The sequence below is a fragment of the Kitasatospora sp. NPDC089797 genome, assembly GCF_040684795.1.
Classification (GTDB): Bacteria; Actinomycetota; Actinomycetes; order Streptomycetales; family Streptomycetaceae; genus Kitasatospora.
In genome coordinates, this window is sequence record NZ_JBFBGS010000073.1 from 1 (window position 1) to 21,907 (window position 21,907).

The following is a 21,907-nucleotide window of genomic DNA, read 5'->3' on the forward strand; positions in this document are numbered from 1 at the left end:
CCCGGGGCGCCCCCCCCCCCCCCGCCCGCCCCCCCCCACCGGGGGGCGGGCCGCGACACCGACTGGCAGAACCCGGCGAGGGTGCGGCCAGGGCACCCCGACCCGGAGAGCAGGAGCATGAGCGACACCTGGCAGCGGCTGCGCCGCGACCACCCGCGGGTGCTCGACATCGCCGGCGGAGCGGGCCTGCTCGCGGTCACCGCCGCCGGCGCCACCGTCGACCAGACCAGCGGGCGGTTCGCCCCGGTCGACCCGGTCACCGGCGGCCTCGCCCTGGTCGCCGCCGTGGTCGTCTTCTTCCACCGCCGCCACCCGCGCGTCGTGGTCGTCGTCACCCTGCTCTGCACCATGCTGCTCGCCGTGGTCAGCCCCCGGCTCACCCCGACCCTGGCCACCCCGCTGCTGGTCGCCCTCTACTCCCTCGCCGTCCACACCGACCGCTCCACCGCGCTGCGCGCCTCGATCGTCACCGCCGTCCTGCTCACCGGGATATCGCTGGTCTTCGGCCCCGGCGGCCCGATCGGCGAACGGCTCAGCGTCCTCGCCTGGGCCCTGCTGCCCGGCGCCCTCGGCGACTCCATCCGCAACCGCCGGGCCCACCTCGCGGCCATCGAGGAGCGCGCCGAACGCGCCGAACGCACCCGCGAGGAGGAGGCCCGCCGCCGGGTGGCCGACGAACGGATCCGGATCGCCCGCGACCTCCACGACGTCGTCGCCCACCACATCGCCCTCGCCAACGCCCAGGCCGGGATCGCCGTCCACCTCATGGACAGCCACCCGGTGCAGGCCCGCGAGGTGCTCAGCCACATCACCGACGCCACCGGCTCCGCCCTCCAGGAGCTGCGGGCCACGGTCGGCCTGCTGCGCCGCGCCGAGGAGCCCGCCCCACTCGAACCCACCCCCGGCCTGGACCGGCTGCCCGAGCTGATCAACGCCTTCGAACGGGCCGGTCTGCCGGTCCGGCTCACCGTCGACGGCGAGCCCCGGCCGCTGTCGCCCGGCGTCGACCTCACCGCCTTCCGGATCGTCCAGGAGTCGCTGACCAACGTGGCCAAGCACGCCCGCGGCGCCGGCGCCGAGGTCACCCTCTCCTACAGCGGCAGCCGGGTCGCCGTGAGCGTCGCCAACGGCCGCCCCACGGCCCCGAGCCGCCCCCGCACCGCCCTGCTTCCCCCGCCCGCCCCGGGCGAGAGCGGCTTCGGCCTGATCGGCATGCGCGAGCGGGCCGGCGCCGTCGGCGGCCGCCTCGCCGCCGACCGACGGCCCGACGGCGGCTTCCTGGTCACCGCCGAACTCCCGCTGCGCACCGGTGCCCGGGAGGACGTCGCACCCCGGGGCGGGGGCACCGCCCACCGCGAGGACGCCGCCGAACCGGGCGGCCCGGCCGAAACCGTCACCCGGGACCGGCCCGCCCAGGCCTTCTGGCGCGACTGCACCGCCCGTCCGGTCCGTCCCGCCGACCCCACCCGACACGATCACGCCATCCGGAAGGACAAGGACCACGCATGACCATCCGCGTGCTGCTCGCCGACGACCAGGCCCTGCTGCGCGGCGCCTTCCGGATGCTGATCGACGCCGAGGAGGACATGGAGGTGGTCGGCGAGGCCGCCGACGGCCGCGAGGCGGTGGAGCTCGCCCGCGCCACCAAGCCCGACATCGTGCTGATGGACATCCGGATGCCGGGGGCCGACGGCCTCGGCGCGACCGCCGAGATCTGCGCGGACGAGGAGCTGTCGGGCACCCGGGTGCTCATCCTCACCACCTTCGAGATCGACGACTACGTGGCCCAGGCGCTGCGCGCGGGTGCGGGGGGCTTCCTCGGCAAGGGCGCCGACCCGAAGGAACTGCTCGCCGCCGTCCGCACCGTGGCGGCCGGCGAGGCGCTGCTCTCGCCCGCCGCGACCAGGGCCGTGATCGAGCAGTTCCTCGCCCAGCCCGCCCCGGGCGCCGGCGCGGCCACCGAGCGGCTCGCCGTCCTCACCGCCCGGGAGCGCGAGGTGATGTCGATGGCCGCCACCGGCCTCACCAACGAGGAGATCGCCGAGCGGATGTTCGTCAGCCCGTTCACCGTCCGTACCCATGTGCACCGGGCGATGTCCAAGCTGGACGCCCGGGACCGGGCCCAACTCGTCGCGATCGCCTACCAGTCCGGGCTGGTGCCGCCCGGCCGGCCGTCCTGACCGTCCGATCCGGGTGACGGACGGTCACGTAACCGCGCTGCGCCACGTGCCGGGGCCGGCCCGGGAGCTGAATCGGCGTCAAAAGTTCGTCCCTGGTTTCGTTCAAGATCCGGTCCTGGCCGAAAAGCTCCTCCGAACGGGTGTATCAGCGAGTAGTCTGCCGATGACTCAGAATGAGGAGGATGTTCGTGGAAACCAAGGACACGGCCGGCGAGGTGCGGATTCTCCAGCCGTTGCCCGAGCGCACGGACGAGGGATCGCAGGCGTTCGAGCTGCGGCTCGCACGCCTGCTCCGTGTGCTCGGGGTCGAGGTCGCACCGGGGGCGGACTACCCGAGCGCGGCCCGATGGGAGGTCCACAAGGTGCTCGCCGGGCGGTCCGAGCTGCCCGAGGAGTACTTCGAGCCGCTGCTGGAGGCGGCGGTCCACGACCCCAACCCGAGCTTCAACCGCCGCTTCGTCGAGCCCGCCCTGATCGCCTTCGGGCAGCGCCGGGTCCGCCTGGCGCTGCTGGGCCACCTGCAGACCGGCACCGATCCCGAGCGCGCCGGTGCCGCCCGGGCCTGGTACTGGACGGCGCTGACGGTCGGCGGCGGCCGGAACGCGACGGCCGACGACGGCGCGGCCGTCCGGGACAGCTGGAACGCGGCCGCCCTGCGGGAGTTCATCGGCAACGAGGACCTCGACGTCCGCCGCTGCATCCTGCCCGGCCTGCCGCTGGTGGCGCGGGCCTACCCGGTCGAGCTGCACGCGCTGGTGGAGACGGCGGTCGACATCGCCAGGTCGCACCCCGACGAGTACATCCGCCACCGCGCCGAGATCCAGACCGGCCTCTGACCTCCGGGCCCGCCCGCTCCGGCCCGCTCGCTCGGGGGCGCACCCGGAGCGGGTCGCTCCCGGGGGGCGTCCCGGCGGGTCCGGACCACGGTGCGAAGCGCCGCCCGGACGCCCCGCCCGCCGCCGAGAGAGCGCCGCGGTCAGTCGAGGGTGGGCGCGATGGCGTACTCCTCGTCGGTGACGGGGGCCAGCCAGTGCACGACCTCGTGTTCGGCGTCGCCCTCGTTGATGGCCAGGTGCACCATCAGGCGGTTGGGCGCCGCGCCGTGCCAGTGCTCCTCGTCGGCCTCGAAGAGGACGCGGTCGCCGGGGAGGATGACCTCGACCGGTCCGCCCCGGCGCTGGCACAGGCCGACGCCCTCGGTGACGAAGACGGTCTGGCCGAGCGGGTGGCGGTGCCAGTGGGTGCGGGCGCCGGGCATGAAGTGCACCAGGTTGGCGGTGACCCGGGAGGGCTCCGGGGCGGCGGCGACGGCGTCGAGGTAGACGTCGCCGGTGAACCGGTCGGCCGGGCCCTTGACGGTGTCCAGCGAGCTTCGGGTGATCTGCACGGCCGTTCTCCTTCTCCGGGGGAGGTGGGCCTCCAGGGGTGTGGGTGCGGGCTCAGGGCCTGAGCAGGGCCTTGACGGCGCGGCGCTCGTCCATGGCCCGGTAGCCGTCGGCGGCCCGCTCCAGCGGCAGGCTGAGGTCGAAGACCCGGCCCGGGTCGATCCGGCCGGTCAGGACGCGGTCGATCAGGTCGGGGAGGTAGCGGCGGACGGGCGCCGGGCCGCCGCGCAGGCCGACGTGGGAGAAGAACAGCTCCTGGCCGTCGACCGCGACCCCGTGCGGGACGCCCACGAAGCCGACGTTGCCGCCGGGCCGGGTGGAGCGCAGCGCCTGCTGCATGGACTCGGCGGTGCCGACGCACTCCAGGACGCTGTCGGCGCCGATGCCCCCGGTGAGCTCCTTGATCCGGGCGACGCCGGCCTCGCCGCGCTCGGTGACGACGTCGGTCGCGCCGAACTCCCGGGCGAGCCGCTGCCGGCTCGCGTGGCGGCTCATCGCGATGATCCGTTCGGCGCCCCGTTCCTTCGCGGCGATCACGGCGCAGAGCCCGACCGCGCCGTCGCCGACCACGACGGCGGTCGAGCCGGGCCGGACCTCGGCCGCGTCGGCGGCGTACCAGCCGGTGCCCATGACGTCGGAGACGGCCAGCAGTCCGGGCCAGAACTCCTCGCCCGGCACGCCGTCGGTGGCGACCAGGGTGCCCTGGGCGTTGGGGATGCGGACGTACTCGGCCTGGCAGCTGCTCATGAACTCGCGGTCCAGACAGTGCGACTGCCAACCGGCCCGGCAGTTGGCACAGGTGTTGTCCGAGGTCGCGAACGAGCCGACGACGAACTGGCCGGGCCGCAGGCCGGTGACCTCGGCGCCGACCTCCTCGACGAAGCCGACGTACTCGTGCCCGATCGGGCCGGCCCGCTCGACGGCGTCCAGGCCGCGCCAGGGCCAGAGGTCGGAGCCGCAGACGCAGGTGACCGCGGTGCGGATGACCGCGTCCGTGGGCTTGAGGATGCTCGGGTCGTCCAGGTCCTCGACCCGTACGTCGCCGGGGGCGTGGATCACTGCTCCGCGCATGGGGACCTCCTTCGGTCAGGTGGGGGGAAGAGCCCGGGGCGGTGCCGCCCAGGGGTGTCCCCTCCAGGTAACCGCGTCCTCCGGCGGTGGGCGAGTCACCGGGCCGACGGGCCCGCCGAGCCCGGCGGCCCGGCACGCGCCGACGGGTCCGGGACGCCCGTCCCGCCGGTTCAGCCCGTCTTCACGGTGATGTCGCCGATGTCCGTGCCCAGGTCGAGCTTGAACTTGCCGTTCGGGTCGTTCTGGACACCGATGTGCTTCTCGCCGATGTCCGTGCCGGCGCTGACGTGGTAGGAGCCGGCCGGGACGGTGACGTGGATCTCGCCGTTGGAGGTGGTGGCCTTGATGTCCTGGGCCTTGCCGGGGGTGAGGTTGATCCCGCCGTTGTCGGTCTTGGCCTGGATCCGGTCGCCCTTGAGCGAAGTGCCCTTGATCTCACCGTTGTTGGTGCGCACGTCGACCGACCCGGCGGCCTGGTCGACGGAGACGTCCCCGGAGTCGGTGTGCACCGAGACCTCCCCGACCTGGGTGAGGTGGATCCCGCCGGCGGAGGTGCTGCCGGTGATCGGCAGCCCGGCCGGGAGCTCGACGGTGTAGTCCACCGAGCAGTTGTGCCCGCAGCCGCCGAGCACCAGCACCCCGCCGTCGACCCGGGTGGTCGCCCCGGGTTTCCCGCTGTGGTAGGTGATCTTCCGGTGGACGGAGACGCCGCCACCGGACTTGCCGGTGACGGTGACGTCCCCGGAGGAGTTGTCGAGCTTGACCGCGGTGACCTTGTCCGACACGGCGGCGTCGTCGCTGAGCGACGTTCCGACCGGATCACAGGCGGTGAGCGCCCCGGCGGCGAGGGCGGCCAGCCCCGCGGCCACGACGGCCCCGGTGCGGCGGCGGTGGGCGTAACGGCGGTGGTGGAGCATGGTGGTTCCCCCCATGTCATGCGCGTCAGTCGCGTAGTGACCCCGTGTGACCGCCCCCGGTCCGGAGCCGTCCCGACGACAGTAATCGGGGGAGGGGGCCCGGGTCGGTGGTAAAAACCCCCCAATCCGGGGTCCTGTGCGCACCACCCCGGCCCGGGCGCGGGCCCCGCCGTCAGGGCTTGCGCGCGACCGCGCCGTACATGCTGACCCGCTCCGCGCCCGGGGCGGGCGGCGCCTCCGGTCGCCAGAGCGGCACGGTGACCACCCCGGGGTCGAGCGGCTCCAGCCCGTCGAGGAAGGCCGCCACCTGCTCCCGGCTCCGCCCGACCAGCGGCGCGGTGGCCTTGTCGTAGATGCCGGTGACCCGGTCGCGGACGGCGGCGGGGATGAAGTCGGCGGTGCCGTGGGAGAGCACCAGGTGACTGCCGGCGGGCAACGCCGCCAGCAGGGTGGCCACCGCCTTGTACGGCTCGTCCTCGTCGCGCAGGAAGTGCAGCACGGCCGCGAGGACCAGCCCGACCGGCCGGGAGAAGTCGAGCAGCCCCTCGGCCCGGACGGCCTCCAGGACCGCCGCCGGCTCCCGCAGGTCGGCCCGCAGGACGGTGGTCCGACCGTCGCCCGCCCCGGCCATCAGGGCGCGGGCGTGGCTGAGCACGATCGGGTCGTTGTCCACGTACACCACCCGGGCGGTCCGGTCGACGGCCCGGGCGATCTCGTGGGTGTTGCCGGCGGTGGGGATGCCGGTGCCGATGTCGAGGAACTGGTCGACGCCCAGCCCGGCGACGCAGCGCACCGCCCGGGTGAGGAAGCCCCGGTTGGCCCGGGCGGTGGCCCGGAACTCGGGGTTGGCGGCGAGCGCCTTCTCGGCGGCCGCCCGGTCGGCGGGGAAGTTGTCCTTGCCGCCCAGGTAGTAGTCGTACATCCGGGCCGGGTGGGGGACCTCGGGCCGTAGGTCCGCCGCGATCTCCGGATTGCCGGACTGCCACATGCTCTCGTACCCCACGGCTGCCGCCCCTCTGGCCGTCCCGGCCGGGGCGCGCCGCCCGGCAGGGCTGTTCCCGAACCTTGGCGGACAGCCTAAAGCCCAGGTCAGCGCCCTGGTGGCGGATGGTCGGCTCACCCCCCTATGTCCCTTTCGTGGTGCCCCGGCGCGCGTCCCGGCGCAGGATGGGAACTCCGGGGGCGGAAAACCGGGGGGACAGCAGCGGCAGCGTGCGACACGGGAGGTCCGGGCCCATGGGAATCGCTATGGCAGACATCCGCGAGTGGCGGGGCCAGGACGTCCTCGACGAGAAGGGCAAGCGGATCGGCACCCTGGAGTCGGTCTACGTCGAGACGTCCACCGACGAGCCGTTCTTCGCCACCGTGACGATCGGCGTGATCGCCAAGCGCCGGCTGGTCTTCGTCCCGCTGGAGGGGGCGGTGGCGGGGCCGGCCTACCTGCGGGTGGCGTACCCGCGGAACAAGGTCAAGGAGGCCCCGGCGATCGGGACGGACGACATCCTGCCGGCCGGGGACGAGCCCGAGGTCTTCGCCTACTACGAGCTGCCGTACGCGACCGGTGCCGGGGGCGAACGCCGGCTGGCCCGCCGCTGACCGGCACCCGCCGGGCCCGCGGGACGATCTCCACGACGGTGTGCGGGACGATCTCCGGGGCGGTGCGCGCGGCGATCTCCGCGGCCCGGGAATGAATACCCCGCCGGGTACACTTGTCCATCGACAGTCGATCGGAGAGGCGGCCCGGACATGCAGGTGGACGAGGAGGCGGTCGGTGCGGTCCTGAACCGACTGCGCCGGGCCCAGGGCCAGTTGGCCGGGGTGATCGCGATGATCGAGGCGGGCCGGGACTGCAAGGACGTGGTCACCCAGCTCGCCGCCGTCTCGCGGGCCCTGGACCGGGCCGGGTTCAAGATCGTCGCGAGCGGGATGCGCCAGTGCATGGCCGCCGCGGACGGGGACGCCGCGCCGATGAGCGAGGCCGAGCTGGAGAAGCTCTTCCTCGCGCTGGCCTGACCGCCGGGCAGGGCGCAGGGCGCAGGCCGTGGACGACGGCCGACCGGCAGTGCACGACAGCCCCGGAGGGCCGTGACGGACGATCCGTCACGGCCCTCCGGGCTTTCCCCGGGCCGGTTCGGCCGCCCGGCCCGGGACGCGGTCGTGCCGGGGATTTCCCGAACCGCCCGATGCCGCGTCATGTGCCGTTCACGCGCCGGTCGCTGGCCTTCGGGTGAATGAGCCCGCCCACAGTTGTACAGCCAACTGTGGCGTTCTCCCTCCCGCTCTCCGTGACCAGCCGCGCGCGGCCCCGGCCTCCGTCCCCCGGCGGACCGGGCCCGCGGCGGCGGACAGGACCACCGTGGCCGCAGGCAGCGCCCTGACCCTGACCTCATCCGGCAACCCCGTCGAGGGCGACCGGCTCACCTTCCACTGGACCACCGACGCCCCCGACGCCAAGAACTGGGTCGGCATCTACGACGGCAGCCGTCAGCCCGGCACCGGCTCGTCGCTGCTCTGGAAGTACACCCCCGGCACCTCCGGCGACCTCCAGCTGGACACCTCCGCCCTGACCGGCGGCCCGTACACCGCCTACCTGCTGGCCAAGGACGGCTACGGGATCCTCGCGCAGACCGGTCCGTTCAGCTTCCGGCCCAAGCCCGCCGTGGTCCCCCCGCACGCCGTCGTGGACTCCTTCACCGCCACCCCCGTCGCCCCCGGCGAGGCCGTGCGGATCAAGCTCGGCGGCCTGTGGTCCCGCCCGGCCGGCAACGCCCCCGGCACGGCGGGCTACCGCAAGCTCGGCGGCGCGGCCTGGGCCTCGGTCGCCGCCGACGGCACCCTCACCGGCACGGCGCCCGCGACCGCGGGCCGCAACCCCGAGCTGGTCGTGGTCGGCGTCAAGGACAGCGCGGGCGCCACCGACACCGTGACCGTGCTGGTCCCGGTCAGGGACCGGTCCGCCGCCCCCCGGCTCAAGGCCGCCAGCTGGAACCTCCACAACGCCGGCGCCGGCTACACCGACGCGCTGGAGAAGCAGTTGCGGGTCGTCCTCGCCCAGGGCCTGGACGTGCTCGCCCTCCAGGAGACGGCCGGCGAGCGGGCCAGGACGCTGGCCGACGCCCTCGGCTGGTACGCCCACCAGAGCCCCGGCAGCGTCGGCATCCTCAGCCGCTACCCGCTGACCGAGCAGACCGCGGCCACCGCCGACCTGCCCGCCGTCGCGGCCACCGTCCAGCTGCCCGGCGGCCGCACCGTCCGGTTCTGGGCCGCCCACCTCGACGAGGCGGGCTACGGCCCGTACGCCGTCCAGGACGGCTCCACCGCCGCCCAGGTGCTGGCCGCCGAGAACGCCTCGGTGCGGCTCAAGCAGGCCAAGGCGCTGGCCGCCGCCGTGCGCGCCGACCTCGCCCGGCGCATCCCGGTGGTGGTCGCCGGAGCGCTCTCCTCGCCCTCCCACCTGGACTGGACGGCCGCCACCGCCGCCGCCCACCAGGGCGTCGGCCCGCTCGCCTGGCCGGTCACCGGCACGCTGCAGGCCGCTGGACTGACCGACACCTTCCGCGAGGAGAACCGCGACCCGGTCAAGGCCCCGGGCGCCACCTGGTCGCCCACCCGCAAGCGGCGCGGCGACCGCCCCGAGCCGCAGGACCGGATCGACTCCGTCCAGTACGCCGGGGCGCTGAAGCTGGTCGAGGCGCACACCCTGGTCGCCGACTGGCCCCAGCCGGAGCCCAACACCGCCGCCAACGAGTGGCCGTCCGACACCGCCGCCGCCGTCGCCACCTTCCAGCTCTGAGAGGCCAGTTCGTGATGCCCGAGCTCTCCCGCCGCACCTTCGTCGGCGCCTCCGCGGCCGTCGGCGCCACCGCCCTGACCGGTCTGTCCGCCGCCCGGGCCGACGCCGCCCCCGCCACCGACCCCGACCGCGGTCTCACCGGCACCCTCAAGGACGTCAAGCACGTTGTCGTCCTGATGCAGGAGAACCGCAGCTTCGACCACTACTTCGGCACCCTGGGCGGCGTGCGCGGCTTCGGCGACAAGCAGGCGCTCCAGTTCCCGGACGGCACCGACGTGTTCCGCCAGCCGGACGGCCGCCGCAGCGACGGCGGGGTGATGCTGCCGTACCGGATGGACACCTCGAAGTACAACGCGCAGAACGCCGGCGGCCTGCCGCACGACTGGGCGACCGGCCACCAGGCCATCAACAACGGTGCGATGAACAAGTGGATCGCCGCCAAGGGCGAGCGCACCATGGGCTACTTCACCCGGGACGACATCCCCTACCAGTACGCCCTGGCCGACGCGTTCACCCTCTGCGACGCCTACTTCACCTCGCTCGCGGGCCCCACCGACCCCAACCGGCTCTACCTGTGGACCGGCACCTCCGGCCCCGGCCGCGACGGCACCACCGGTCCCTGGATCGACAACACCCCGGTCACCGACAACCCGGTCGCCGACTGGACCACCTACGCCGAGCGCCTCCAGGCGGCCGGCGTCAGCTGGCGCGTGTACCACAACCCCAGCAAGGACGACCGCACCGGCGACTACGACGACAACGCGCTCTCGTACTTCAAGCAGTTCCACAACTTCCCGCACGACGACCCGCGGTACGTCAACGCGATGACCAAGTTCGACCCCACCGACTTCGACCGCCACTGCAAGGACGGCACCCTGCCGACCATCTCCTGGCTGGTCGCGCCCTACCTGTTCTCCGAGCACCCGGAGGCCGGCCCGGCCTACGGCGCGCACTGGGTGAACCAGGCGCTGCAGTCGCTGATGTCCAACCCGGAGGTCTGGCAGCACACCGTCTTCCTGGTCATGTACGACGAGAACGACGGCTACTTCGACCACATGGTCCCGCCCACCCCGGAGCCCGGCACCCCGGAGGAGTTCACCCACGGGCGCGCCATCGGCCTCGGCAACCGCGTCCCGCTCTGGGTGGCCTCGCCCTGGTCGCGCGGCGGCTGGGTCAACTCCCAGGTGTTCGACCACACATCGGTGCTGCGCTTCATGGAGCTGGTCACCGGCGTGACCGAGCCCAACATCTCCGCCTGGCGCCGGACCGTCTGCGGCGACCTCACCAGCTGCTTCGACTTCGCCGCCCCGGACCCGTCGATACCGAAGCTGCCCGACACCAACGCGCTGATGGCCAAGGCCGACGCGGGCACCAAGCTGCCCGGCGTCGCCCTCCCGGCGACCGGCGCCCAGGCGATGCCGGTCCAGGAGCGCGGCGACCGCCCGCACCGCGCGCTGCCGTACCAGCCGTGGGCCGACGTCGCGGTGGACCGGAAGACCGGCAAGGTCACCTGCACGATGAGCAACGACGGCTCGGTCGCCTTCCCGTACACCGTCTACCCGAACATCCTGCTGCCGTTCGCGGGCACCCCGTACACCGTCGCCCCCGGCGCCACCGTGGACCACGTCTGGGACGCCGCCGCCACCGACGGGCGCTACGACTTCACCGTCCACGGCCCGGACGGCTTCGTGCGCCGCTTCGCCGGGACGGTGGTCCGTGACGGGCAGGACGGCCAGAACGACATCGGCGTGCCGATCGTCACCGCCGACCTGCACGGCAGCCTGAAGCTCACCCTCCAGGTGGCCAACGACGGCCTGACCGACGTGGCCTTCACCGCCGCGCCCAACGACTTCGCGGGCAGCGCGCAGACCGTCTGGGTCAAGCCGGGCAAGCAGGTCGACCTGTCCTGGCCGCTGGACAAGCAGGGCCGCTACGACGTGGTCGTCACCGCCCACACCGGCCAGCGCTTCGTGCAGCGCTACGCGGGCTGGGTGCACTGATCCCTGGCCCCGTCCGGCCGGGGGCGCCGAACCGGTGACCCCCGGCCGTGGCTCGGACGCACTGTCAGGGCCCCCGGCTACCGTCGGGCCCATGCAGCAGATCACCCCCTTCCTCTGGTTCGACGACCAGGCCGAGACGGCCACCGCCCTCTACACCTCGCTGTTCCCGGACTCCCGGGTCACCAGGACCACCCGCTACGGCGAGGGCGCCCCGGTGCCGGCCGGCACCGTGATGACGGTCGAGTTCGAACTCGCCGGCCGGGCCTACACCGCGCTCAACGGCGGCCCGATGTTCCAGTTCACCGAGGCGTTCTCGCTCCAGGTCACCTGCGAGGACCAGCAGGAGGTCGACCGGCTCTGGGCGGCGCTCACCGCCGACGGCGGCCAGCCGGGCCCGTGCGGCTGGCTCAAGGACCGCTTCGGCCTCTCCTGGCAGATCGTCCCGCAGGTCCTGCTCGACCTGGTCGGCGGCGAGGACCGGGCCAAGGCCGACCGCGTGACGGCGGCCATGATGCAGATGCAGAAGATCGAGGTCCAGGCGCTGCTCGACGCGGCCGGGGGCTGAGACCGTGACCGCCTTCGCCCACCGCACCACCGTCTACCTGCACGCCACCCCGGAACGGGTCTGGCACGCGCTCACCAACGCCGACGAGTCCGGCCTCTACTGGGGCCACCGCAACGTCTCCACCTGGCTGCCCGGCGCGCCCTGGGAGCACCAGCGCACCGACGACTCCGGCGTCGCCGACGTGACCGGCAGCGTCGAGGTGGCCGACCGCCCGCACCGACTGGTCGTCACCTGGGCCGGACCGCAGGAGGAGCGCGGCAGTTGGCCCTCCCGGGTCACCTTCGACCTGCGGGGGTGGCAGGACCTCACCCGGCTCACCGTCACCCACGAGGAGCTGCCGGACGAGCCCGCGCGGGTGGACGCCGAACAGGGCTGGTCGGCGGTGCTGTCCAACCTCAAGACCTATCTGGAGACCGGCCACCCGCTGCCCCAGCAGCCCTGGCTGATGCCCTGACCGCGGTTCGATCCCAGCGCCCGATCCCCGCGCCCGACCTCAGCGCCCGGCCCCCGCCGCCGGGCGCTGCCGTCCGTCCCGCCGTCCGCCCCTCGGGCCGTCCCGTGGCCCGTCCCGCCGTCGGCCCCGCAGGGCGCGGCGCAGCCCGGTCAGCCGGGACAGCCGCTCCCGGCTCGCCAGCGAGGCCCGGTCCAGCTCCTCCATCAGCCGCCGGCTGCGGTGCTCCAGGTCCAGCTCGTCCAGGATCCGGTCCACCTCGGCCAGCATCGAGCCGTGCAACTGCCAGGCCTCCGGGTGCTCCTGGACCTTGCGCAGCAGCACCTGCGCCACGTTCTCCCGGCAGCTCCAGGCCGCCGCCAGCTCGGCGGTCAGCCGCTCCTCGGCCTCCTCGGCGCTGCGGCTCACCTGGGTGGTGACCAGCACCGCGAAGCTGACCATCGCCCCGCCGACGTGCGCCAGCAGCTCCTCCAGCCCGACCGCGACCCCGGGCGGGAACAGCCGCTCCTCCGGCCCGCGCCGCTTGGCCAGGTCGGTCAGCGAGCGGGCCAGCACCCGGATCACCACCACGCAGATCTCCAGGGTGTCCAGCCCGGTGCGCAGCACCAGCCGGGAGAGCAGCCCCTCGCTGATCCGCGGGTTGAACCGCAGGCTGTCCTCGGCCTGGCGCAGCGCCGCGTCCACGTCCGCGATCGCCTGGTCCAGCCGGCGGGCCTCGTGCAGCCGCTCGGCCGCCCGGGCCACCGGGGTGGGCCGGCCCAGCTGCTCGGCGAGGTCGAGCAGCAGCTGCCGGGCCCGCCGGGCGAGGTCCTCGATCGACTCCCCGGCGGTGTCCACCCAGACCGGCGGGGCGAAGACCAGGTTGAACAGCAGGCCGACGGCGGCGCCGATCAGGGTCTCCAGCACCCGGTCCCAGGCCTGGGAGGTCAGCCTGGAGACGCCCAGGATCAGCATCGCGCTGATCGCGACCTCCTGGACGAACTCCTCGACCCGGACGAACCGCCCGATCACCAGGGAGGCCAGGATGATCAGCCCGAGGCTCCACCAGGAGAGCCCGACCACGGCGCTGAAGCCGATCGCGATCAGCACCCCGACCACCACCGAGACCACCCGGCGGACGCTGGTCTTGAGCGTCGAGTAGACGGTGACCTGCACCACCAGCAGCGCGGTGAGCGGCGCCGTCAGCGGGGCGGGCTCACTGCTCAGCCGGGTGGCCACCGCGTACGACAGGGTCGCGGCCACGGTGGCCCGCAGGGTCTGGACGGCGAAGGGGTCGCGCGCGCCGCGGCGGACCAGGCTGGTCAGGGACTCCGGGAGAAGGGCCATGTCGGCCTTCTATCCCCGGAGTCGCCGTCGACACCGCCGCACGCGCCGGTGACTACCCCGTCCGGCGCTGTCGGGGCACTGTCGGACGCCGCGGGGCGCTGCCGGGCGCTGTCGGACGTTGCCGGGCGTTGTCGGAGGTCGCCCGACCCGCCCGGCGCGGCCCGGGCCTCAGTCCTCGCGGTGGAAGCGCAGCTTCCAGGGCGCGAGCGCGGACTCCACCTGTACCCCGATGCTCATCTTCGAGGCACCCTCGATCCGCTCCTCGAAGCGGATCGGCACCTCGCGGATGGTCAGCCCGCGCTGGATCACCCGGTAGTTCATCTCGACCTGGAACGAGTAGCCGTTGCTCTGCACGCTCGGCAGGTCGATGGCCCGCAGGGCGCTCGCCCGCCAGGCCTTGAAGCCCGCGGTGGCGTCCCGGACGCCCAGCCCGAGGATCGCGTTGACGTAGAAGTTGGCCCAGGCGGAGAGCGCCTTGCGGTGCCAGGGCCACTCCTCGGCGGTCGAGCCGCCGGGCACGTAGCGGGAGCCGAGCACCACGGCGGTGTCGTCGGCGAGCAGGGCGTCCAGCATCGCGGGTATCGCGGCGGCCGGGTGGGAGAGGTCGGCGTCCATCTGGATCACCACGTCCGCGTCCTCGTCCAGCGCCCGGGCCATGCCGGCCAGGTAGGCGCGGCCGAGGCCGTCCTTCTCGGTGCGGTGCAGCACGCCGACGGTGCCCCCGGAGTCGGCGGCGAGCTTGTCGGCCAGCTCGCCGGTGCCGTCGGGGGAGTTGTCGTCGACCACCAGCAGGTGCAGGTTCGGGACCGCGAGGTCCGCGAGCAGCCCGGCGAGGACCGGAAGGTTCTCCCGCTCGTTGTACGTGGGGACGACGACAACGACCTTCGGGGAGGCCTCGACCATGTTCTGTTTCCCTCGTGCCCTCGCCGGCCGGCACCAGTGCCGCACCGGTCGGTTGTCCTGGACGATTGCGCTGCAGATCAGACGTGCGAGTGTAGCCGGGCCGACGGGGTTCTCCCGCCCCGGGGCGGGCGGTGGAGGGCCCACCCCGGGGCCCGGTGCGGGGTGCTTCCCGGCCCGGGAACCGGTTCGACCGCGATGGACCGTTACGCCGTCCCGTAGACGTCGGCCAGGTTGTCCCGGGCGGGGTGGCTGCGCCCGGCCGGACCGGCGGCGAAGGTGCGCAGGACGTTCTCGGTGACCTTGCGGACGACGTCCCCGGCGCGGGAGTCGATGCCGTGGTCGGCCTTGCCGCCGCCCGGGCCGTGGGCGTCCAGGGTCTCCACCCAGCGCATCGTCCCGGTGGCGAAGACCCCGGCCCCGCTCGGCACGGTGTAGTAGGCCGTGTCCGAGTGCGAGTGGCGGCCCTCGCAGACCACGGGGGAGTGGGCGATCACCTCGATCGGGCGCGGGGTGGGGAAGGCGGTGTCCACCCGGTCGTACTCGACGCCGACCAGGTGGGGGAAGGACGCCCCGGCCGCCACGCCCGTCCCCTCGAAGGCCCAGTGCCCGGGGGAGGTGACCACGTACGGGGCGTCCACCGGGTAGCCGTCGTAGATCACGCCGAGCATCGAGCTCTCCGGGTCGGCGCCGGGCCCGGTCCGGAAGTCGGTGGTCGCCGGGGCGCCGGACTGGCGGCCCGGGTCCTGCGCCCAGGCGTCCTTGTAGCAGACCACGGTGCGGTCCGGGCCGAGGTCGGTGGGTTCGAAGCGGACCCGGCGGAAGCAGCAGTTGGCGCCCAGGATCGCCAGGTTCGTCCCGGCGTCGCGGGCCGCCGTGACGTTGGCCCGCTGCTCGGGGGACCAGTACTCGTCGTGGCCGAGCGACAGCACGGCGGCGGCGCCGTGCAGCAGCCCCGGCTCGCGGGCGACGTCGATCCCGGTGGTGTAGGCGAGCGGCAGCCCGAGCCGTTCGGCCAGGGCGACCAGGGGCGCCTCGTAGACCAGGAACAGCCCGGCGCCGTGGTCGTAGTCGTAGGGCCGGTCGAAGACGACCTGCAGCGAGCGGGTGGCCAGTCCGCCGGTCGGGCCGTTGTAGAGGCTGTAGCCGCCCCACTCGTTGTAGGCCTGCCAGGTCGCCGGGGCGCTCATGACCACGGTCCGGCCGGCCGTGCTCGCGGAGCGGACGGTGAGCGGGACGTAGCTGCGGCCGGTGCCGTCCTCGGCGTCCAGGCGCAGCAGGTAGGCGCCCTCGGGCCAGCCGGCGGTCTCCACGGTGAGGGTGCGCTGCCAGCCGGTCAGCACGGTGCGGGTGGCGCGGTCGACGTGCGGGGCGGCCTGGCGGCCGCCGGGGACGTGCTCGCGGCGCCAGACCAGCCGGGCCCGGGCGCCGCCGTACCAGCCCATCCGGTAGGCGGAGACGGTGAAGGCGGCGGCGGGGGTGGAGACGTGCAGGCCGAAGGGCTCGCCGGGCAGCACGCTGACCCGGTCGGCGAAGCCCTCGACGGCACCGGGCGCACCGGCGTCGGTGATCTCCCAGTCCGGGTTGCCGGGCAGGGAGCGCTCGTCCGGGGCCTCCGCCGTCGCTCCGGCCCGGTCGGCGGGTGTGGGCCCGGCGGTGTCGGGACCGCCCTGGGCGTCGGGGCCGGGGTGCGGGGTGGCGCCCTGGTGCCGGGCGCCGCAGGAGGTGACGGCGGCCGCCATCAGGCCCAGGCCCAGAATTCGCCGCCGACTCGGTTCCGTCACCGCTGTCTCCCTGCCGTCCGTCTGCTGCCCGTCTGCTGCCCGTCGCCGAACCCCCGGGTGCGCCGACCGCGGCCCGTGCCGAGCCCCGGTCGGACCGGTTGCGTCAACACCGGTGGTCAAGCTGCGCGGACATCTATACCCCGATCGGGTAGGGCGGGCCCACCGCCGCGCCGGATCCGCCGGCACGGCCGGACGGCGGCCGCCACCCGGGAGGGCCGTCCGGGCGCACCCCGGCGTGTTGGCGCCCGCGGTTGCCGGGCGCCCCGGGCCCGGTCACCTAGCCTGACCAGGCCCGCCGTCCGGCGGCCTTGGGGGTCCGGAACCGTGTGGCGGCCGGCCGAGTCGTGGACAGGGGTGTACGTGGTCTCCTCGGGTTCGGCCGGGTCGGGAACGGCCGCTTCGACGCGGGGTTCGCGGTTCCGGGCGTGGATGCTCGAAGGCCTGTCGGACATGGCCAAGCAGCACCCCGGCCCGCACGCGGAGGCCCCGCACGAGAAGGGGGCGCACTGGTGGCGGGTCATGTGCCTGACCGGCCTCGACTACTTCTCCACCCTCGGCTACCAGCCGGGCATCGCGGCGCTCGCGGCCGGTCTGCTGTCGCCGATCGCCACCATCGTGCTGGTCCTGGTCACCCTGTTCGGCGCGCTGCCGGTCTACCGTCGGGTGGCCGTCGAGAGCCCGCACGGCCAGGGCTCGATCGCGATGCTGGAGCGGCTGCTGTCGTTCTGGCAGGGCAAGCTCTTCGTGCTGACGCTGCTCGGCTTCGCGGCCACCGACTTCATGATCACCATCACCCTGTCCGCTGCCGACGCCACCGCGCACCTGATCGAGAACCCCCACCTGCACAGCGTCCTCTCCGGGCGGCAGGTGATGCTGACCCTGATCCTGGTGGCGCTCCTCGGCGCGGTGTTCCTCAAGGGCTTCAGCGAGGCCATCGGCCTGGCCGTGGTCCTGGTCGTGGTCTACCTCGCGCTCAACGTCGTCGTGGTGGCCAACGGCATCTGGCACGTGCTCAAGGAGCCGCACGTCTTCGGCGACTGGACGGCCGGGCTCACCGCCGAGCACGGCAACGGCTTCGCGATGGTCGGCGTGGCGCTGATCGTCTTCCCCAAGCTCGCGCTCGGCCTGTCCGGCTTCGAGACCGGCGTGGCCGTGATGCCGCACATCGAGGGCGACCCGGACGACACCGAGGAGAGGCCCACCGGCCGGATCCGCGGCGCCCGGCGCCTGCTCACCACCGCCGCCGTGATCATGAGCGTCTTCCTGATCGCCACCAGCCTGATCACCACCCTGCTCATCCCCAAGGCCGCCTTCCAGCCCGGCGGCCAGGCCAACGGGCGGGCGCTCGCCTACCTCGCCCACGAGAACCTGGGCAGCGCCTTCGGCAGCGTCTACGACCTCTCCACCATCGCCATCCTCTGGTTCGCCGGGGCGTCCGCGATGGCGGGACTGCTCAACCTGATGCCCCGCTACCTGCCGCGCTACGGCATGGCCCCGCACTGGGCCCGCGCCGTGCGGCCGACGGTCATCGTGCTGACCCTGATCGCCTTCCTGGTCACCTGGATCTTCGACGCCAACGTCGACGCCCAGGGCGGCGCCTACGCCACCGGCGTGCTGGTGCTGATCAGCTCCGCCGCCGTCGCCGTCACCATCGCCGCCCGCAAGGCCCGGGAACGGCGCTGGAGCATCACCTTCGGGGTGATCGCCGCGGTGTTCCTCTACACGACGGCCGTGAACATCGCCGAGCGGCCGGACGGCGTCAAGATCGGTGCCTGCTTCATCGCGGGCATCATGCTGGTCTCCTTCCTCTCCCGGCTCAAGCGCGCCTTCGAGCTGCGCGTCACCGACGTGCTGCTGGACGAGGTCGCGGAGCGGTTCGTCCGGGACTACATGCACCGCCCGCTGCGGCTGATCGCCAACGAGCCGAACAGCCGCGACCTGGCCGAGTACCGCGACAAGGTCCGCCAGATCCGCCGGGACAACGACATCCCGGCCGAGGACGACCTGGTCTTCGTCGAGGTCACCGTGCTCGACCCGTCCGACTTCGAGGCCGAACTGACCGTGCACGGCGAGGTGCTGCACGACCGCTACCGGGTGCTGTCGCTGCACAGCTCCAGCGTGCCCAACGCCCTGGCCGCCCTGCTGCTGCGGGTGCGCGACCTCACGGGGCAGCAGCCGCACATCTACTTCGAGTGGACCGAGGGCAACCCGTTCGCCCAGTTCCTGCGGTTCTTCCTGTTCGGCCAGGGAGAGATCGCGCCGGTCACCCGCGAGGTGCTCCGCGAGGCCGAGCCCGACCGCAGCCGGCGGCCCGCGGTGCACGTGGGCTGAGCCGGCGCGGTCGTTGGTGTCGACTTTCTCGTCCGGGCCCGTTCGGTGGGCCCGGACGCGAGTGCCGCACCCGGTACCGACGATCCGGCCCGGACCGGGGCCTGCTCAGCGGGGTGCGCGGTTCTTGCTCCAGATCGGCGAGACGAACGCCACCAGGGCGACGGCGAAGCCGAGTTGGAGGATGTGACGGATCCAGTCGATGCCGGAGGTGTGGCGGACGCCGATCCAACCGGACACGGCGTTGCCCAACCAGGCCCCGGCGGCGCCCAGCAGCATGGTCAGCCACCAGGGGATCGACTGCGGTCCGCGCAGGATCAGCTTGGCGAGCACGCCGAGCACGAAGCCGATGAGCAGAATCCACAGGAGCTGGAACATCGCGGTCCACCCTTTCCGGCGCCGCCGGAGTGCACCGACGCGCCGACTCGCCGAAGTCGCGGTTCGTCCCATGATCACCCGGTTCGGCCGAACGGGCACCTCGGGGCGTGACGTCGCAGGTGAGGGGCCCGGCCGAGGCGATGAGTGCCGCTCCGCCTCCCGGCGGGGCTTCGCGGTTCAGCACCTGTTCGGGGCGAAGGTTGCCCGACGTGGCACTAGGCCGTCGCCCGGCGGACCGGGTAGTTCCAGCGGGTGAGTGCCTGGACGACGGTTGCGGCGCCGATCGGGTTGGCGCTGTGGACGAAGACGGTGCCGATCCGGAAGGGCTGCCCGTTGAAGGCGGCCTCCTCCAGGAGGGTCACCACCGGCAGGATGTCGTCGTCGCCGCCGAGATCGTGGTCGAGCCAGAGTTCGTCGATGTAGGTGTCGCGGTGCTCCTGTAGGAGCCGGAGGCCTTCGCGGCTGGTGCGGGCGATCCGGGTGGCTCTGGGGAGCGGCCGGAGGTCGTCGATGCCGAGGATGACGGGCGTCGGCGTGGAGGGCTCCTTGTTCATCTGACCATCATTGCGGACGCGGGCGCGGACGCGGGCGCGGGCGCGGAGGCCGGAAGGCGCTGACGGCCCGACGGTTGTGCAATGGCTCGGTCACGGGCTCCGGTCGGTCCTCCGGACGCGGGGAGTGGCGGGACGGTTCAGTCGAGGACGGCGCGCCAGGCGGGGCCTTCGCCGTCGAGGCGGACCCGGCCGAACACCACGTCCGCGAAGTGGACGCCGAAGCCGATCGTGCCGGGCCGGGCCAGCTCGGTGACCAGGCGTCGGCGCTCGTGCGCGGCCCGGTCGGGGTCGAGGTCGGCGGCGGCCGACCAATCGGGGTGGTCCACCTGGATCGGCGAGTGCATGGCGTCCCCGAAGGCGATCAGCCGCTCTCCGCCCCCGGTGATGACGTAGGAGGCGTGCCCGGCGGTGTGGCCGTCGGTGAGCAGGACGTGGACCCCGGGGAAGACCTCCTCGCCGTCGACGACGGTGCGCACCTGCGGGGCGATGGTCCGGAGGATGTCGTCGGTGACGCCGCGCGCCGCCAGTGTGTGGCGGTGGGCCCATTCGGCTTCGGCGACCAGCAGGTCGCGGCCGGCGAACGCGGGCGTGGCGCTGTCCGGGGCGGGATGCCAGGCCCAGCCGATGTGGTCGAGGTGCAGGTGGGTGATGGCGACGGCCTCGATCGTGGCCGGCGGGCGGCCCAGTGCGGCCAGGTTGTCGAGCAGGGCGCCGCCGTGGATGGCCCCGCGCGGACTGCCCGGCTGGGCCGGGAGCGACTGCGGGCCGAAGCCCGTGTCGATCAGCAGCGCACGGTCGCCCCGCTCCACCAGGAGCGCACCGATGCCCGCCGTCAGGTTGCCGCGGTCGTCGAGGTACTGGGGGTGGGCGGCCCAGTCCGCGTCCGTGCTGCGGGGGAACCAGCCGCGCCCGCTGAGTTCCACCGCCCCGTCCGGCACGTACGTCACCTTCGTGTCGCCGAGCCGGAGGGACCGGGTCGTCGCCGGTCGCCGAAGCCGCTCGGTCAGCGGGGTCCGGCCCGTGGCGCGGCCCGTCGTGGTGGTCGTCATGATCGCTTCCCTGGGGTGCGGAGGTGGAAGTGGGCTCGGTCGGCGCCGGTCCGACGCGGGGGCAGTGTGACGCCGGGCGACCGGTCGGGTCCGGCGGCCGCTGGTGTCCAGTTCACTCCGGCCGAAGCCTGTGAACCAGTGGCACTTCGAGTCCGCGACGATCACGAATCGCGATCGTCGCGTGCCGCCTCCCGGCAGGCCTCCAGCAGGGAGCGCACGCGCTCGGGGGCGGCGGCGCTGTGCACCGCCAGCACGGTGGGCAGGCAGAGCCCCGGACCGGCACCCGGCGCCCCGGCGGGGGAACGCACCGGCAGGAAGGCCACCTGACCGCCGCGCAACTGGTGGGAGTGGACCGCGTACACCACCGTCCAGCCGGTGACACCGGCGCCCAGCGCCGCGAGGGTGTCCTGGAGCGAGCTGTGCGGTGGTCCGGGCAGGGGCTCGAATCCGGCGTCCCGGCAGGCCCCCAGGACCAGGTGGACCAGCGGCGGGTTGCTGCGACGCTCCGTCAGGTGGAGCGGCAGCCGCGCGAGCCGGGCGAGGTCGACCGGGCCCTTCCCGGCCAGCGGGTGGCGGGCCGGCAGCGCGACCAGGAGCTCCTCCTGCCACACCGGGATCTGCCGCACGCCGTGCGGCGCCGCCCACTCCCCGCGTACGAAGGCCGCGTCCCACTCCCGGTCGGCGACCCGCCGCAGGCGCTCGTCCGGCGCCGCCGACGCCAGCTCCACCCGGGTGCCGGGCGTGCTGCGCTCCAGCGTCTCCAGCACCCGCTCCAACCGCACGCCCATTCCCCGACTCGTCCCGAGGCGCAGCACCCGCTCCCTTGCGGCGACGAATCCGCCCACCAGCTCCAGGGCCCGCTCCTCGGCTGTCAGCACCTCACGGGCGCCGGGCAGGAACGCCGTCCCCGCGGCGGTCAGCCGCACGCGGCGTGCCGAGCGGTCGAACAGCGCGACGCCCAGCTCACGCTCCAGCCGGCCGATCTGCTGGCTGACGGCCGACTGCACGATCATCAACCGCTCGGCCGCGCGACCGAAGTGCAGTTCCTCCGCCACTGCCACGAAGTACCGCAACTGACGAAGTTCCATGAATCCCAACCGCATCGGGAGTAGGGCCCCGCCAGGCTACGGCAAGCCCCCGACACCCTGGTCCGCCCGCGCGATCGGTGCGGACGGGCGGCGTCGTCCAGGCTGCGGCCCCCGGCCGGGGGTTATCCCCCGGGAAAG

Annotated in this window: 21 protein-coding genes; 10 read left to right on the forward strand and 11 right to left on the reverse strand. The window is 73.9% G+C overall.

Annotation, left to right across the window (positions count from 1 at the left end):
* Positions 1-117 precede the first annotated feature (117 nt).
* The 3 genes from AB0O91_RS37870 to AB0O91_RS37880 all read left to right on the forward strand — a co-directional run bounded on the left by AB0O91_RS37870 (position 118) and on the right by AB0O91_RS37880 (position 3,016).
* A complete protein-coding gene (locus AB0O91_RS37870) occupies positions 118-1,509 on the forward strand; it encodes a sensor histidine kinase (RefSeq protein WP_363443132.1) in 1,392 nt (463 codons plus the stop codon).
* Entirely contained in the window at positions 1,506-2,180 is a 675-nt protein-coding gene (locus AB0O91_RS37875) for a response regulator transcription factor (protein WP_363443134.1), read from the forward strand. Before AB0O91_RS37870 ends, AB0O91_RS37875 begins: the two co-directional genes overlap by 4 nt.
* A gap of 182 nt (positions 2,181-2,362) precedes the next feature.
* A complete protein-coding gene (locus AB0O91_RS37880; protein ID WP_363443136.1) occupies positions 2,363-3,016 on the forward strand; it encodes a hypothetical protein in 654 nt (217 codons plus the stop codon).
* 140 nt (positions 3,017-3,156) lie between these two features.
* On the opposite strand, the gene AB0O91_RS37885 is transcribed toward AB0O91_RS37880, so the two are convergent.
* From AB0O91_RS37885 to AB0O91_RS37900, 4 genes are all read right to left on the reverse strand, one after another.
* Complete coding sequence (locus AB0O91_RS37885; RefSeq protein WP_363443138.1) at positions 3,157-3,567, reverse strand: cupin domain-containing protein; 411 nt, start codon at positions 3,565-3,567, stop codon at positions 3,157-3,159.
* A gap of 52 nt (positions 3,568-3,619) precedes the next feature.
* Positions 3,620-4,636 (reverse strand): zinc-dependent alcohol dehydrogenase family protein, encoded by a 1,017-nt coding sequence (locus AB0O91_RS37890; RefSeq protein ID WP_363443140.1) that lies wholly within the window; start codon positions 4,634-4,636, stop codon positions 3,620-3,622.
* Positions 4,637-4,806: 170 nt separating this feature from the next.
* Positions 4,807-5,553, reverse strand: a complete 747-nt coding sequence (locus AB0O91_RS37895; protein ID WP_363443142.1) for a DUF4097 family beta strand repeat-containing protein — start codon at positions 5,551-5,553, stop codon at positions 4,807-4,809.
* 172 nt (positions 5,554-5,725) lie between these two features.
* Positions 5,726-6,556: an SAM-dependent methyltransferase gene (locus tag AB0O91_RS37900; protein WP_363443144.1), complete on the reverse strand. Its 831-nt coding sequence runs from the start codon at positions 6,554-6,556 to the stop codon at positions 5,726-5,728.
* Between the two features lie 245 nt (positions 6,557-6,801).
* Here AB0O91_RS37900 and AB0O91_RS37905 point away from each other — a divergent pair, with 245 nt between their 5' ends.
* From AB0O91_RS37905 to AB0O91_RS37930, 6 genes are all read left to right on the forward strand, one after another.
* Positions 6,802-7,149, forward strand: a complete 348-nt coding sequence (locus AB0O91_RS37905; protein ID WP_363443146.1) for a PRC-barrel domain-containing protein — start codon at positions 6,802-6,804, stop codon at positions 7,147-7,149.
* Between the two features lie 150 nt (positions 7,150-7,299).
* Positions 7,300-7,566, forward strand: a complete 267-nt coding sequence (locus AB0O91_RS37910) for a metal-sensitive transcriptional regulator (RefSeq protein WP_363443148.1) — start codon at positions 7,300-7,302, stop codon at positions 7,564-7,566.
* 343 nt (positions 7,567-7,909) lie between these two features.
* Entirely contained in the window at positions 7,910-9,346 is a 1,437-nt protein-coding gene (locus tag AB0O91_RS37915; RefSeq protein ID WP_363443150.1) for an endonuclease/exonuclease/phosphatase family protein, read from the forward strand.
* Positions 9,347-9,360: 14 nt separating this feature from the next.
* A complete protein-coding gene (locus AB0O91_RS37920) occupies positions 9,361-11,346 on the forward strand; it encodes a phosphocholine-specific phospholipase C (RefSeq protein ID WP_363443152.1) in 1,986 nt (661 codons plus the stop codon).
* 91 nt (positions 11,347-11,437) lie between these two features.
* Positions 11,438-11,911, forward strand: coding sequence for a VOC family protein (locus AB0O91_RS37925; protein WP_363443154.1), 474 nt, complete (start codon positions 11,438-11,440; stop codon positions 11,909-11,911).
* A gap of 4 nt (positions 11,912-11,915) precedes the next feature.
* A complete protein-coding gene (locus AB0O91_RS37930) occupies positions 11,916-12,365 on the forward strand; it encodes an SRPBCC domain-containing protein (protein WP_363443156.1) in 450 nt (149 codons plus the stop codon).
* Between the two features lie 39 nt (positions 12,366-12,404).
* Here AB0O91_RS37930 and AB0O91_RS37935 read toward each other — a convergent pair whose 3' ends face one another.
* The 3 genes from AB0O91_RS37935 to AB0O91_RS37945 form a co-directional block, all read right to left on the reverse strand.
* The gene (locus AB0O91_RS37935; protein ID WP_363443158.1) at positions 12,405-13,688 is read right to left on the reverse strand and encodes an aromatic acid exporter family protein; all 1,284 of its coding nucleotides are present in this window, start codon (positions 13,686-13,688) and stop codon (positions 12,405-12,407) included.
* 168 nt (positions 13,689-13,856) lie between these two features.
* Entirely contained in the window at positions 13,857-14,591 is a 735-nt protein-coding gene (locus AB0O91_RS37940) for a polyprenol monophosphomannose synthase (RefSeq protein WP_363443160.1), read from the reverse strand.
* 203 nt (positions 14,592-14,794) lie between these two features.
* A complete protein-coding gene (locus tag AB0O91_RS37945; protein WP_363443212.1) occupies positions 14,795-16,330 on the reverse strand; it encodes a N,N-dimethylformamidase beta subunit family domain-containing protein in 1,536 nt (511 codons plus the stop codon).
* Positions 16,331-16,822: 492 nt separating this feature from the next.
* Here AB0O91_RS37945 and AB0O91_RS37950 point away from each other — a divergent pair, with 492 nt between their 5' ends.
* The gene (locus AB0O91_RS37950; RefSeq protein ID WP_363443162.1) at positions 16,823-18,703 is read left to right on the forward strand and encodes an amino acid transporter; all 1,881 of its coding nucleotides are present in this window, start codon (positions 16,823-16,825) and stop codon (positions 18,701-18,703) included.
* A gap of 105 nt (positions 18,704-18,808) precedes the next feature.
* Here the strand turns inward: AB0O91_RS37950 and AB0O91_RS37955 are convergent, their stop codons facing one another.
* The 4 genes from AB0O91_RS37955 to AB0O91_RS37970 form a co-directional block, all read right to left on the reverse strand.
* Positions 18,809-19,078 (reverse strand): GlsB/YeaQ/YmgE family stress response membrane protein, encoded by a 270-nt coding sequence (locus tag AB0O91_RS37955; RefSeq protein ID WP_363443164.1) that lies wholly within the window; start codon positions 19,076-19,078, stop codon positions 18,809-18,811.
* A gap of 215 nt (positions 19,079-19,293) precedes the next feature.
* Positions 19,294-19,632, reverse strand: a complete 339-nt coding sequence (locus AB0O91_RS37960) for a cyclic-phosphate processing receiver domain-containing protein (RefSeq protein WP_363443166.1) — start codon at positions 19,630-19,632, stop codon at positions 19,294-19,296.
* Between the two features lie 137 nt (positions 19,633-19,769).
* Positions 19,770-20,681, reverse strand: coding sequence for an MBL fold metallo-hydrolase (locus tag AB0O91_RS37965; protein ID WP_363443168.1), 912 nt, complete (start codon positions 20,679-20,681; stop codon positions 19,770-19,772).
* A 161-nt stretch (positions 20,682-20,842) separates the two neighbouring features.
* Positions 20,843-21,769 (reverse strand): LysR family transcriptional regulator, encoded by a 927-nt coding sequence (locus tag AB0O91_RS37970; RefSeq protein ID WP_363443170.1) that lies wholly within the window; start codon positions 21,767-21,769, stop codon positions 20,843-20,845.
* Between the last annotated feature and the right edge of the window lie 138 nt (positions 21,770-21,907).